Here is a 12,775-nt window from a genome sequence, read left to right on the forward strand (position 1 = left end):
AGGGCGATGCACTCCCCAAAAAAATAAAGCCACCCTAAGGTGGCTTTATTTATGGGACTTAGCTTAGCTAAACCATCCAGAAAACATCTGCTTAAAGTAATCGACTAATTTACTAAACCAGCTACCTTCGTTGACTTCTTGCAACGTCACCAGTGGGAACTGGGCAATGTCTTTACCATCTAGTTGGAAGAATAGACGGCCTACAGTTTCACCTTTTTTCAACGGTGCATCTAATGGCTTAGTCAATTCGAAGTTTGCTTTCAAGTCTTTACCGCGGCCACGGCTGATCGTAATAGGTGTATCAGTTGCGACGCCTAAATCAACAGTGCTCTTGTCACCGTACCATATTTGTTGGGTTGTGAAGCTATCACCCGCTTTGTAAGGCGTGACAGTTTCAAAGAAACGGAAGCCATAGGTCAGTAACTTTTTACTTTCAGCTTTACGGGCTGATTCACTTTGAGTACCCAGAACCACAGAAATCAAACGCATGCCGTCTTTGGTTGCAGATGCGACTAAGTTGTAACCTGCACCAGAGGTGTGGCCTGTCTTGATACCGTCCACGCTCATGCTGTTATCCCACAACAAACCATTACGGTTATATTGTTTGATACCGTTGAAGGTATAAAATTTTTCGCTATAGATGCGGTATTCTTCTGGAACGTCGCGGATTAAGGCTGCACCTAACAATGCCATATCATAGGCAGTTGTTTTGTGGTTTTCTGAGTCTAATCCATGGGAGTTTTCGAAGTAGCTATCACGCATACCCAGCTGTTTTGTCCATGAGTTCATCATGTCAACGAAGGCGCCTTCGGTGCCAGCGATATGCTCTGCCATAGCTACACACGCATCGTTACCCGATTGGATGATGATACCGCGGTTTAAATCCCCGACTTTAACGGTAGTTCCAACTTCAATGAACATCTTCGATGAGTCAGAGAAGTTTTTAGACCAGGCATTTTTACTGATAGTCACATCATCATCGACCGAGACATTGCCCGCTTTGATTTCTTGACCTATGACATAGCTGGTCATCATTTTAGTTAGGCTGGCTGGGTTAAGGCTTTCATAAGCGTTACTCTCAGCGATAATCTGGCCCGAATTATAATCCATCAAGACGAAAGCCTTGGCGGCCACTGCTGGTGCATCAGGTGTAATAATAGGCTGCGCAGCATAAACGGGGAGAGACACACTGGAAATTAGCAGCAATGTTTTAATGGGACTTTTTACAAAATTCATCATTAACTTGGCACGTCTTTTGGTTGTATTAAATGGAAAGGATTCGAGAAGATCTCCAACAGTGTACCACTTTCTGACTGTGGGTTTTAGTGAAGGTTCCTTCATCTCTATTTTTAAATCAATTCTGGTCCGAGCAAACAGTCATTACTCATGGACTATATAGCCCTCAGGAAACCCATTTTGCTGGACGTTATTGAGCAGTTTTTCTGCTAACTCAGGTTGGCCTATGGGGCCGAGCTGTAGTCTAAACATATTGTTTGCGGCTTGTACACGGGTCTTTACCTGATATTTTCGCTCCAGATTTTTCGCCATGGTATTGAGTTTGGCTTTATCTTTCGATGCGACTAACTGAATGTAATGATTACCTGTATCTTGCGCGCTGGCAATAGCCGAATTAGTGGCCGCGACACTGCCGACATACACCACATCGAGTTTGATCCGCGCGGTTCCTTTGCCGAGCATGCCGAGTTTATAGGCGGCAGCGTAGGAGACGTCGAGAATACGGTCTGAGTGGAATGGCCCGCGATCGTTGATACGAATGATCACTTGCTTATTGTTATCTAAGTTAGTGATCCGAGCATAACTTGGCAGTGGCAGCGTTTTATGAGCACCTGACATGGAATACATGTCATAGGGTTCGCCATTGGATGTCTCATAGCCATGAAATTTTTCACCGTACCATGAGGCACGGCCCGTTTCACTAAAACCTTGGCCTGTGTTCATCACAGTGTAAGACTCGCCGTAAACCGTATAGGGCTTGTTACCGCGGCGACTATAGGGTTCGTATTTAGGCGTGGCATTTGGCACATGGTCCACATTGGGTGGATTGAGTGGCAACTTGTCATTCTTTAGCGAATAGCGCCCCTTGTTGGGATCCATATTTTTTTTGTTTGTGCTGGAGCTAGCTTGGTTTGGGCTCGAAGAACACGCAACAAGTGTGAAGCACGCAACCAAAGCGACAAGCTGTAAAAGATTATTTTTTAGCGGCATGCTGTTCCTTTAATTGTTGGCTAAATTGATAAACGGCCATTGAATACAAAGGACTGCGATTATAGCGAGTGATTACATAAAAATTGTTTAAGCCAAGCCAATAATCATCGTGATCGGCTTGTTCCAGTTTAATGAGTAAGGCTTTTTGCGAGACATCCAAGTCCCTCGCATCAGCCAAGGACAAGGTTGGCGTTAGAATATTGGCGACTTTATAATTGAGCTTTTCGCCTGACCATACTTTCGCTTTTGGCGCTGTTTGGCTGCTATTGACCAGCGGTAAAGCAACAGGAGCATTGGCTTGCCAACCGTGTTCATGGAAATAATTGGCAACACTGCCAATCGCATCCTCTGGGCTTTGCAATAAATCGCGGTTACCACTGTTATCGAAATCGACGGCGTAATGGCGGTAACTTGAGGGAATAAACTGCCCATAACCCATGGCACCTGCATAGGAGCCTTTGAGGGTATTGATATCTAAGTGTTCTTCTTTGACTAATTTCATCAACTCACCAAATTCCTTGCGGAAAAAGGTGGCGCGAGGCGGATAGTGAAAACCTAAGGTATAGAGGGAATCAATCACAGGGTAATTTCCTGTGAACTGCCCGTAGAAGGTTTCAATCCCAATAATGGCGACGATAATCTGTGGGTCGACTTGGTACTTAGCCGCCGCTTTAGCAATGGTTTTCTCGTGTTTTTTCCAAAAAGCAAGCCCAGCATCAAGACGTTTTTCTGTTAAAAAAATCGGGTAATACACATGCCAAGGTTTTGCTTCCCATGGGCGGGTCATCGCATCGATAACCCCTTGGTTGTATTTTGCTTTGTCGAGAAAAGCGAGCACTTCTGTCCGAGTAAAACCTTGTTTTACTTGAGCTTGGATAAACTCTTCTTTGAGTTCAGAGGGAGTGGCGGGTACTAATACTTTATCCACTGCTGGAGCCACTGGCGTGCTTGAAGCGGGTGCATGCGCGGGTGTCGGTTCATTTGCCGTGGTGCATGCGACTAAGCATGAACTTAAACACAGTAAACCGAGTGGAGCCAAATAAGCTCGGAGAGTAGGCATAAAAAAGTCCCTAAAATTATCTATCTACGAAACGTCTATGGGTATGAATGCTCATAAGAATGCCAAACCCTGTCATCAATGTCAGCATGGAGGTTCCACCATAACTGACAAGGGGCAGTGGTACACCTACCACGGGCAGGATACCTGAAACCATGCCAATATTCACAAAAACATAAACGAAAAACGTCAGCGTGATACTGCCAGCCAGTAGACGAGCGAAACTGGTTTGTGCGCGGGAGGCGATGACTAACCCACGGCCTATGATGTAAAGGTACATAATTAACAGTAAGATACTGCCAATTAAACCAAATTCTTCACCTATCACAGCAAAGATAAAATCGGTATGGCGCTCGGGAATAAACTCAAGCTGTGATTGAGTGCCTTCGAGCCAACCTTTGCCCCAAAGTCCACCTGAGCCGATGGCGATTTTCGACTGGATAATGTGATAACCCGCGCCGAGGGGGTCTTGCTCTGGATCGAGCAAGGTTAATACCCGCGTTCTTTGGTAATCGTGCATCAAGAAATACCAAAGGATAGGCAGGAAGGCGAGTACTGCCGCGATAAAGCTGCCAACAATGATCCAGCTCATACCCGATAAAAACAGCACAAAAATCCCCGATGCGGCCACCAAAATTGAGGTGCCTAAGTCGGGTTGTTTAGCGATCAATAGGGTTGGTACGAGTAAAATCACTCCTGCGCCAGCGAGGTAACGTTTCTTGGGGGGAAGAGGGAACTTACTGATATACCAAGCCATAGTGATGGGGAAGGCGAGTTTAATAAGCTCTGATGGTTGGAACTCCATAAAGCCTAAGTTCAACCAGCGCTGCGCGCCTTTATTGATTTCACCGAAAAAGTGTACCCCAAGCAGCAAGACAACCCCCGCAAGATAAATGGGTAATGCCCAACGTTTAAGCGCTTCAGGATTGATTTGTGCCATGGTAAACATGATGCCTAGCGACAACACCATACGGAATAGTTGTCGTTCCATCATTTCTAAATCTGCACCGCTGGCAGAATAGATGACAAACAGGCCAAAGCCCATCACAGCTAATAGTCCGAGCAATAATGGCAAGTCTATGTGCAAGCGTTGCCAGATGTTTTGATATTGGCTATGGGTACTCATGGTATAGGTTTCCAAGTATCTCTAAGCATATATTCATCGAGCATAGCTCGAGCGACTGGGCCAGCATTTGCGCCGCCCCAACCTGCGTTTTCCATCACGACGGCGAGGACAATTTTAGGATCCTCGAAGGGCGCATAGGCCACAACTAAGGCATTATCGCGGAAATGTTCGGCAATTTTACTGGCATCGTATTTCGTATTTTCCGCCACGCCGATGACCTGTGCTGTACCGGTTTTCATTGCGGCAGTGTAAGTGGCATCGGTAAAGCGTGACTTATTTGCAGTTTGGCGCATAGCTTCGTTGATGATGTTCCAGTTACGTGGATTTTTAAGTTCAATTGGCGGTAACTCATTAATCGGTGAGTCAATTTTGGCAGTATTGTCTTTAATGGATCTCAGCAGATGTGGCGGGAGACGGCGGCCTTTGTTGGCCATAATCCCAACGGCATTAGCGAGTTGTAATGGCGTTGCCGTCCAATAACCTTGGCCAATACCGACTGAAATAGTGTCGCCTATATACCAAGCTTGATTGTACTTTAAGCGTTTCCATTCCTTGGATGGCATGTTGCCAGCCGATTCTTCAAAGATATCAATCCCTGTATTTTGGCCAAAGCCAAATTGTTCCATAAAGCGGGCGATATGATCGACACCGACCTTATAGGCTAACTCATAGAAAAAGGTATCGCAGGATTCTACAATCGCGCTATAAACGTTGACCCAGCCATGTCCCCAGCGTTTCCAGTCGCGGTATTTACGTTCAACACCAGGAATTTGCCAAAAACCGGGATCCCACACTCGGGTACTCTCGCTAATGGCTTTCTCATCAAGGCCTAACAGTGCGAGGTGAGGCTTGATAGTAGACGCAGGTGCATATTGACCTTGAGTCGCGCGGTTGATCAAAGGGCGGGATTTATCATTGAGTAACGCACTGTAATCTTTGCTATTAATGCCTTGTACAAACTGGTTTGGATCATAGCTTGGGCTCGATACCATAGCTAATACTCCACCGTCACGGGGATCGATGGCAACAATAGAACCACGCAGACCTGTGAGTAGTTCCACCGCTTTTTGTTGCAGCTTGAGATCTAAGGTGAGGTAAATATCTTGCCCCGGCTCTGGCGGAACAATTTTTAAGGTGCGAATGGCGCGGCCGCGGTTGTTCACTTCTTCTTCTAAGTGTCCGGGTTTACCATGCAGCAAAGATTCATAAAATTTTTCAATGCCTTGCTTACCAATGTCTTTGGTCGCCGCATAGTTTTTCCACAGATCGCTGCGTTCAAGTTGGGCGCGATCTCGGGTGTTAATTTTGCCTACATAGCCCAGCACATGGGTGATTTGCGCGCCGTAGGGATAGTTACGTTTAAGACCCGCTTCGACCGAAATACCCGGAAATCTGTGTTGGTTAACACTAAAAATGGCCACTTGTTCTTCGGTGAGCTGGTTTTTCAGTGTTAGCGGTTTGAAACGGCGATGAAATTTCAGGGCGTCAGTAAAGGTTTCGCGCTCATCATCACTGATCTCAATTAACTTGCCGAGTTCATCTAAGGTCTCTGACATGTTACTGATTTTTTCAGGCACGAGATCGAGGGAATAAAAGGGTAAATTTTCAGCTAAAAGTATGCCGTTGCGATCGTAAATGAGACCACGACTAGGGGCAATTGGAACAACACGGATGCGATTATCATTTGAGCGAGTTGCATAATCTTTATAGGATTCAACCTGTAAATGATAAAGGTTGGTGACTAATACGCAAAATAGAGCGAAAACGCAAAAAAAAGTGAAAAGCGCCCTGCGCTTAAAAAGAGACGCCTCGGCGGCGTGATCATGCATTGTTATCCGCTTTTTTGGCGACACTTATGCTATCTCCAGCTGATCCCATGACGGGTGGTTGACACTCGTTAACATCAAGATCCCGCTATTCTCTATGGTAGGGGTGATTCGTGTTCACGCTCCACGCGCGGTACAAACTTTCGGCAACCACCACCCGTACGAGTGGGTGAGGTAAGGTTAATGCCGAAAGACACCAACTTTGGTTTGCCGCTTCTTTGCAAGCTGGCGCTAATCCTTCAGGTCCACCAATCAGTAAACTGACGTCGCGACCATCGAGTTGCCATTTAGTCAGCGCGGTTGCTAGCTCGGGGGTCGTCCAGTTTTTGCCGGGGAGATCTAAGCTAACAATATGATTGCCTTTGGGAATGGCCGCCAACATTTGTTCGCCTTCTTTTTGAAGTATCCGGACAATGTCGGCATTTTTCCCCCGCTTTCCAGCGGGTATTTCGATAAGCTCCAGCGCCATATCACGGGGAAAACGGCGCTGGTATTCTTCGAAACCACGGGTAACCCAATCGGGCATCCGTGTTCCTACTGCGATGAGCTGTAACTTCATCAGTCTTGCTTTTCTGACCAGAGCTTTTCAAGCTGGTAGAAATCACGGGTTTGATCTTGCATAACGTGCAGGATCACATCGCCCATGTCCACAAGAACCCATTCGCTGCTTTCGCGGCCTTCAACACCTAAAGGTGGAATACCGGCTTTTTTCGCTTCAACCACAAGGTTTTCAGCGATAGCTTTAACGTGAGTCTTTGATGTACCTGAACATATGACCATGTAGTCAGTGATGTTAGATTGCTTGCTGACATCCAGAACAACAACGTCTCTGGCTTTCAAGTCGTCGATCTTGTCGACAACAAACTGTTTTAATTCCGCGCTCTGCACGCTGGCGTACCTCATTAATTTTAAATAGCGCGGTAGTATACCAGTGTTGATGCTGGGAATACATTGTCATTGGCAGTTGAGTTGGCGATATCTGCTTACGGTTCGAGCTAAGATAAGTAAAGTCGTTGATTTTTGATGTAATCTAGCGTGACTGGCATGAGTAAATCGGCGGGCATTTCGCCTTTTGCCAGTTGTTCGCGGATTTGAGTTGAGGAAATATCCTGTGGCGTAATTGTCACAGGGAAAATCTGCCCACAGTTTTTATGGACACTGCTAGCACGACCTTCCACTGTCCCTTGGGGCGCTTGACTGCGGGCCGTCAATATCTGCTGCATAGGATGTTCTGCATCGAGCTGCCAACCCGGGCGCTGACAGACAACGAGATGGGCAAAGTCGAATAGGCGTTGCCACTTATACCAGCTTTTTAATTGGATGAAAGAGTCCATCCCCATGATAAAAAACAGCTCATCTTCAGGATGTAAGCTTTTCAGTTGCTCAAGCGTGACAACTGTGTAGGAAGACGTGTCGCGTTTAGCTTCGATGTCGCACAGTGCAAATCCGTCGAGTTGCTGACAGACATCGGCTACCATTTTAAGGCGCTGTGTTGTGGTTAAGTTCGGCTGCTGTTTATGGGGCGGAATATGGTTCGGCATCAGCAGGATTTTATCCAAGGCTAATGCTTGCTTCACTTCAATCGCAGGACGGATATGACCATAGTGTATCGGGTCAAAGGTGCCGCCTAAAATACCAATACGCATATCAACTCTTTGGTTAATCAATGATTAGTCTATGGCTATATGTGCCAGGTGCCGATGGGCTCTAGGATCAAATAACAGACACAGGTGGCTCAGACCAGTCCAATCCTCTTTCCCCTGTTGCTTTAAGTTGAGCTCAAGTTTCGAGGCGAGGGCGAGCATATGTTCGAGTTGTTCAAGGCTGAGTCGTTGCAGCGCCGCTTGATACAGTGGTTTACGTTTATCCCAAATTCGATGTTTACCCCAGAGTGCACTGAGCGCAACGCCTTGGGCTTGCTCGCATTTCAAATTGAATAACAAACCGAGTTCTTTAAACAAGGCCCACAGCAGGATAGGTAAGGCAGTGCCTTCGCCATTGAGCTGGGCTAGCATGTGCTGCGCGCTATCCTGTTTATTATTCAGCAATGCATCCGTGAGTTGGAATACGGTGAAGCGCGACTGATCTTCAAAATAGTGGCCCAGTTCGTCGGCACTGACGGGTTTTGTTGGGCTCAGGAGTTGCAGCAACTGCATGGCTTGATCGGCAGCCAGTAAATTCCCTTCATACAGAGAATGCAGCATAGCACGGGCATCAGGCTGCAGATTGAGCTTAAAGTGCTTGATGCGGCCATCGAGCCAGCGCATAAACTGCTCGCCTTCTGGCGTGGCGCAGGGCAGATACATGCCATGGGTATCTAAGGTCTTAAACCATTTACTGTTGGTTTGCTCTGTGGCGAGTTTTGGCCCTTCGATAATCAACAGCATATCGGGATTGGGCGTCTGCAATAGGGCTTGCAGTGTGCTAGAGCCTTCGGCACCGGGCTTAGCTTGGGGAAGGGTTAGCTCAATCAAGCGTTTACTGGAAAACAGGCTCATGGCCTGCCATTCCTGAGTCAGATCGTTCCAATTAAAGCCCGTCTCTTGAATAAGTTGGACTTTTTCATCGAATCCCTGACGCTTGGCGAATTGGCGGATCTGATCTTTGGTGATTTCAATCAACCAAGGATCATCCCCAAAAATCAGATAACAAGGGAATAACTGGTTAAGGTGGCGGGAGAGTTGGTCTGGATAGACTCTCATTTAATGATAGCCCCGCATTAATTCACCTCAGTACTGGCCATTGCTTGCAGAATACGATCGGCAGCTTGGATACGCATTTCCTTCGTCAGCAATTCCATTTCACGGCTCTTTGCCAATGCGGTACGTGGATCGTCTAAGTAGTCGCGGCGAATTTCAACCTTGAAAGGCTGCGCTTCTTTACCTGGCAGTGCCACAGCAAATTCGACTAAATAAATTAACTCATACTCGGCGACGTTACCTGTGGGGTACAAAGATAAGGTCGAACGTTCAAGGGAGTCGGTGATTAACCTTAATACTGGAACGTCATCGGCGGCGTCGACAACTTGGATATTGTTCAAGCGCAAGCGTTCACGCACCAAACGGGTGAGTTCACTGTATTCATCCACGCTGCTCAAACTCAAATGATTGAGGGCATCAGGGATCTGATAACTGCGTTGAAGCTTAAAACCGCAACCAGCGCTGGTCATAATGACTAGTGCCATGATTGCGAAGCATATGCGTTTGATTTGCATAGATTTCGCGGTTTCCTATTCGTGGTATACCCTGCTGCCTTGAAGTTGCAGCTATGCTGCAACTTCATTGGCTTTGAGTATAGCGAGTTATTAGCAGCCGTTAATTGGCCACTATGCTGAGCAGTTTGCCCGGCACATAGATCACTTTACGTACTGTCAGGCCGTCTAGGTATTTGATCACGTGTTCATCACTCATGCCTAAGGCTTCTACTGATTCTTTATCAGCGTCGGCGGCCACTGTGATTTTTGCGCGAACTTTACCGTTGACTTGCACAACGATGAGCTTGCTGTCTTCAACTAGCGCAGCTTCATCAACGATTGGCCATTGGCTGTCTTCGATGTTGCTAGCATTGCCTAACTCGTTCCACAGGTTAAAGCTCACATGCGGAATGATAGGGTACAGCAAACGCACGATGGCGGATAAGGCTTCGCCGATAATGGCGTTGTCTTGGCCTGTCATTTGTGGCGCTTTTTGCAGATGGTTCATCAGTTCCATCACGGCGGCAACCGCAGTGTTGAACATCTGACGGCGGCCGATATCGTCGGTCACTTTCGCGATCGTCTTGTGGACTTCACGGCGCAGCGCTTTTTGATCGGCAGTTAACTTGCTGACATCTAAGGCTTCGCTGTTATCTTGGTTCACATGCTCGTTTGCAAGTTTCCACAGACGTTTAATGAAGCGGTGTGCGCCTTCAACGCCAGATTCTTGCCATTCCAGAGTTAATTCTGGTGGTGAGGCGAACATCATAAATAGGCGAACCGTATCGGCGCCGTATTTTTCGACCATGACTTGAGGATCGATACCATTGTTTTTCGACTTAGACATCTTGCACATGCCGGTATAAACAAGCTCGTTGCCGTCTTTGTCGATAGCCTTAGTAATGCGGCCCTTGTCGTCTTTTTCTGTGCTCGCTACATCTAAAGGAGAAACCCATACACGGGCGCCTTTTTCGTTGATGTAGTAGAAAGCATCGGCCAACACCATGCCTTGGGTCAGCAGTTGTTTGGCTGGCTCGTTAGAGTTAACCAAACCTGCATCACGCAGCAACTTGTGGAAGAAGCGGAAATATAACAAATGCATACAAGCATGTTCGATACCGCCAATGTATTGATCCACAGGTAGCCAGTAGTTGGCTTTCGCGGGATCTAACATTTCGTCTGCATGCGGGCTGCAGTAACGGGCGTAATACCAAGAGGATTCCATAAAGGTATCGAAGGTATCGGTTTCGCGCAGCGCATCTTGGCCATTAACTTGGGTTTTTGCCCATTCTTTATCGGCCTTGATTGGGCTTTGAATACCGTCCATCACGACATCTTCTGGCAGTAATACTGGCAGTTGATCTGCTGGCGTTGGGATCACTGTGCCGTCGGCTAAGGTCACCATAGGGATTGGTGCGCCCCAGTAACGCTGACGTGAAACACCCCAATCGCGCAGACGATAGTTGACTTGGCGCTTGCCTTTACCTTCGGCAACTAACTTATTAGCGATGGCATTAAAGCCTGCTTCAAAGTCTAAACCGTCGAACTCACCCGAGTTAAACAGTACGCCTTTTTCGGTATAAGCGGCTTCGCTAATGTCCACTTCGCCATCAACTGGCTTGATCACAGCCTCAATTGCTAGACCATATTTTTTTGCAAATTCAAAGTCACGTTGGTCGTGGCCTGGAACTGACATCACAGCGCCTGTGCCATAGTTCATCAACACAAAGTTAGCTGCCCAAATCGGGACTTGCTTACCAGTGATAGGATGAATTGCGAAAAGCCCTGTAGCGACACCGCGTTTTTCCATTGTCGCGAGTTCGGCTTCTGATGTTGTGCTGTTTTTGCACTCATCGATAAAGGCGGCAAGCTCTGGATTGGTTTGCGCGGCGACTTCAGCTAATGGATGACCTGCGGCAATCGCCACATAGGTCACGCCCATTAAGGTATCTGGACGTGTGGTATAGATATCGAAGCTTTTATCGTGACCTGCGACGCCGAAGGTCATTTCCACACCTTCGCTGCGACCAATCCAGTTGCGCTGCATGGTCTTAACCTGTTCAGGCCAGCCATCTAAGGTATCGATATCGTTTAACAATTCTTCTGCATAGGCAGTGATCTTAATAAACCACTGTGGAATTTCTTTTTGTTCCACAGGGGTATCACAGCGCCAGCAGCAACCGTCTTGAACTTGCTCGTTCGCCAGTACGGTTTCATCGTTTGGACACCAGTTGACTGAAGCTGTCTTTTTGTAGACTAGGCCTTTCTCGTACAACTTAGTGAAGAACCATTGTTCCCAGCGATAATATTCAGGGGTACAAGTGGCGATTTCACGGCTCCAATCGTAACCAAAACCCAGCAATTTCAGCTGGTTCTTCATGTATTCTATATTTTCATAGGTCCATGGCGCAGGCGCAGTCTTGTTGTTAATCGCGGCATTTTCTGCGGGTAAACCAAATGAGTCCCAACCAATAGGCTGGAGCACGTTTTTGCCTTGAAGACGTTGAAAGCGTGCAACTACGTCACCTATGGTATAGTTGCGTACGTGTCCCATGTGGAGTCTGCCAGAAGGGTACGGAAACATCGAAAGGCAATAAAACTTTTCTTTGTTTGCGTCTTCAGTGACTTCGAAGGTTTTGTTGTCATGCCAGTGCTTTTGCACTAAGGCTTCAATTTCTGAGGGATTATATTGCTCTTGCATCACTCTATTTCCGGCAGTGCCGCCTATTATTGGATCTAACGCCATATCAGCGCGAGTAAGATCTACATAGAATAAACTAGAAGCGATGCATTAAAAAGGTTCGTATGAAGGAGTATTGGTTATGAATGATAGAAGTAACGCGTTACTAGGACTGTATCAAGCCTTAATTACCGAAGTGAAATCTCAATTTGCAGAAGATAACACTATGACTGTAAAGAACTTATTTAATTCTGTCACTCAAGGTAAGGAGTATTTACGTCTTAAAGAACAGGCAGGGGAAGATGAACTCGCTTTAGTCGAACAATTCTTAAAGCGTGATATTACGAGTTTTCTCCGTGAGCAGAACGCGGATAGTTTGAGTCATAGCCCAACCGTGATTACTTTAGAGAATACGCTTTGGCATTGGCTCAGTGAAATCACCGACCGCAGCCAAGTCGAATGGCATGAGTTAACGCAAGATTTTAAGCACCAAGGCTACTACAAGAGTGGTGATATTGTGAATCAGGGCATCATGGTGTGCACTAACTGTGGTAATGAAATGAGTATTGAATTTCCAAGTCCCATCCCAGATTGTCCAGAGTGTGATCATGAAGAATTTACCCGCGAGCCACTAACGCCTTAATCAAGGTGATGATGTTATGCAGCT

At 46.8% G+C, this 12,775-nt stretch carries 12 protein-coding genes; 1 reads left to right on the forward strand and 11 read right to left on the reverse strand.

Annotated features, from left to right (window positions below; translation table 11 throughout):
- Positions 1-63: 63 nt before the first annotated feature.
- From L5M37_RS06080 to leuS, 11 genes are all read right to left on the reverse strand, one after another.
- Positions 64-1,239, reverse strand: coding sequence for a serine hydrolase (locus L5M37_RS06080; protein ID WP_028761483.1), 1,176 nt, complete (start codon positions 1,237-1,239; stop codon positions 64-66).
- A 141-nt stretch (positions 1,240-1,380) separates the two neighbouring features.
- A complete protein-coding gene (locus L5M37_RS06085; RefSeq protein ID WP_028761482.1) occupies positions 1,381-2,226 on the reverse strand; it encodes a septal ring lytic transglycosylase RlpA family protein in 846 nt (281 codons plus the stop codon).
- Positions 2,210-3,286 carry a lytic murein transglycosylase B gene (mltB, locus tag L5M37_RS06090; RefSeq protein ID WP_263199802.1) on the reverse strand — a complete coding sequence of 359 codons (1,077 nt, stop codon included), beginning with the start codon at positions 3,284-3,286 and terminating at the stop codon, positions 2,210-2,212. The genes L5M37_RS06085 and mltB overlap by 17 nt, the downstream gene beginning before the upstream one ends.
- 16 nt (positions 3,287-3,302) lie before the next feature.
- Complete coding sequence (gene rodA, locus L5M37_RS06095; protein ID WP_028761480.1) at positions 3,303-4,409, reverse strand: rod shape-determining protein RodA; 1,107 nt, start codon at positions 4,407-4,409, stop codon at positions 3,303-3,305.
- Positions 4,406-6,262: a penicillin-binding protein 2 gene (gene mrdA, locus L5M37_RS06100; protein ID WP_131523225.1), complete on the reverse strand. Its 1,857-nt coding sequence runs from the start codon at positions 6,260-6,262 to the stop codon at positions 4,406-4,408. The genes rodA and mrdA overlap by 4 nt, the downstream gene beginning before the upstream one ends.
- Positions 6,263-6,323: 61 nt before the next feature.
- The gene (gene rlmH / locus L5M37_RS06105) at positions 6,324-6,794 is read right to left on the reverse strand and encodes a 23S rRNA (pseudouridine(1915)-N(3))-methyltransferase RlmH (RefSeq protein WP_006082752.1); all 471 of its coding nucleotides are present in this window, start codon (positions 6,792-6,794) and stop codon (positions 6,324-6,326) included.
- Positions 6,794-7,123: a ribosome silencing factor gene (rsfS, locus tag L5M37_RS06110; protein ID WP_006082751.1), complete on the reverse strand. Its 330-nt coding sequence runs from the start codon at positions 7,121-7,123 to the stop codon at positions 6,794-6,796. Before rsfS ends, rlmH begins: the two co-directional genes overlap by 1 nt.
- 107 nt (positions 7,124-7,230) lie before the next feature.
- Positions 7,231-7,881 (reverse strand): nicotinate-nucleotide adenylyltransferase, encoded by a 651-nt coding sequence (gene nadD / locus L5M37_RS06115; RefSeq protein ID WP_263199804.1) that lies wholly within the window; start codon positions 7,879-7,881, stop codon positions 7,231-7,233.
- Between the two features lie 24 nt (positions 7,882-7,905).
- The gene (gene holA, locus L5M37_RS06120; RefSeq protein ID WP_263199806.1) at positions 7,906-8,937 is read right to left on the reverse strand and encodes a DNA polymerase III subunit delta; all 1,032 of its coding nucleotides are present in this window, start codon (positions 8,935-8,937) and stop codon (positions 7,906-7,908) included.
- A 17-nt stretch (positions 8,938-8,954) separates the two neighbouring features.
- Positions 8,955-9,449 carry an LPS assembly lipoprotein LptE gene (lptE, locus tag L5M37_RS06125; protein ID WP_263199807.1) on the reverse strand — a complete coding sequence of 165 codons (495 nt, stop codon included), beginning with the start codon at positions 9,447-9,449 and terminating at the stop codon, positions 8,955-8,957.
- A gap of 100 nt (positions 9,450-9,549) precedes the next feature.
- The gene (leuS, locus tag L5M37_RS06130; RefSeq protein ID WP_263199808.1) at positions 9,550-12,129 is read right to left on the reverse strand and encodes a leucine--tRNA ligase; all 2,580 of its coding nucleotides are present in this window, start codon (positions 12,127-12,129) and stop codon (positions 9,550-9,552) included.
- 121 nt (positions 12,130-12,250) lie between these two features.
- On the opposite strand from leuS, the gene L5M37_RS06135 reads away from it, so the two are divergent.
- Positions 12,251-12,751 (forward strand): zinc ribbon-containing protein, encoded by a 501-nt coding sequence (locus L5M37_RS06135; protein WP_028761474.1) that lies wholly within the window; start codon positions 12,251-12,253, stop codon positions 12,749-12,751.
- Positions 12,752-12,775: the final 24 nt, after the last annotated feature.

The sequence above is a fragment of the Shewanella sp. SM69 genome, from assembly GCF_025653985.1.
GTDB lineage: Bacteria > Pseudomonadota > Gammaproteobacteria > Enterobacterales > Shewanellaceae > Shewanella > Shewanella oncorhynchi.

What these genes read in the sequence shown, in the direction of transcription:
- L5M37_RS06085 (WP_028761482.1), bottom strand. Translation starts at nt 2,226, where the DNA reads ATGCCGCTAAAAAATAATCTTTTACAGCTTGTCGCTTTGGTTGCGTGC.
- rlmH (WP_006082752.1), bottom strand. Translation starts at nt 6,794, where the DNA reads ATGAAGTTACAGCTCATCGCAGTAGGAACACGGATGCCCGATTGGGTT.
- leuS (WP_263199808.1), bottom strand. Translation starts at nt 12,129, where the DNA reads ATGCAAGAGCAATATAATCCCTCAGAAATTGAAGCCTTAGTGCAAAAG.
- lptE (WP_263199807.1), bottom strand. Translation starts at nt 9,449, where the DNA reads ATGCAAATCAAACGCATATGCTTCGCAATCATGGCACTAGTCATTATG.
- L5M37_RS06080 (WP_028761483.1), bottom strand. Translation starts at nt 1,239, where the DNA reads ATGATGAATTTTGTAAAAAGTCCCATTAAAACATTGCTGCTAATTTCC.
- nadD (WP_263199804.1), bottom strand. Translation starts at nt 7,881, where the DNA reads ATGCGTATTGGTATTTTAGGCGGCACCTTTGACCCGATACACTATGGT.
- rodA (WP_028761480.1), bottom strand. Translation starts at nt 4,409, where the DNA reads ATGAGTACCCATAGCCAATATCAAAACATCTGGCAACGCTTGCACATA.
- L5M37_RS06135 (WP_028761474.1), top strand. Translation starts at nt 12,251, where the DNA reads ATGAATGATAGAAGTAACGCGTTACTAGGACTGTATCAAGCCTTAATT.
- holA (WP_263199806.1), bottom strand. Translation starts at nt 8,937, where the DNA reads ATGAGAGTCTATCCAGACCAACTCTCCCGCCACCTTAACCAGTTATTC.
- mltB (WP_263199802.1), bottom strand. Translation starts at nt 3,286, where the DNA reads ATGCCTACTCTCCGAGCTTATTTGGCTCCACTCGGTTTACTGTGTTTA.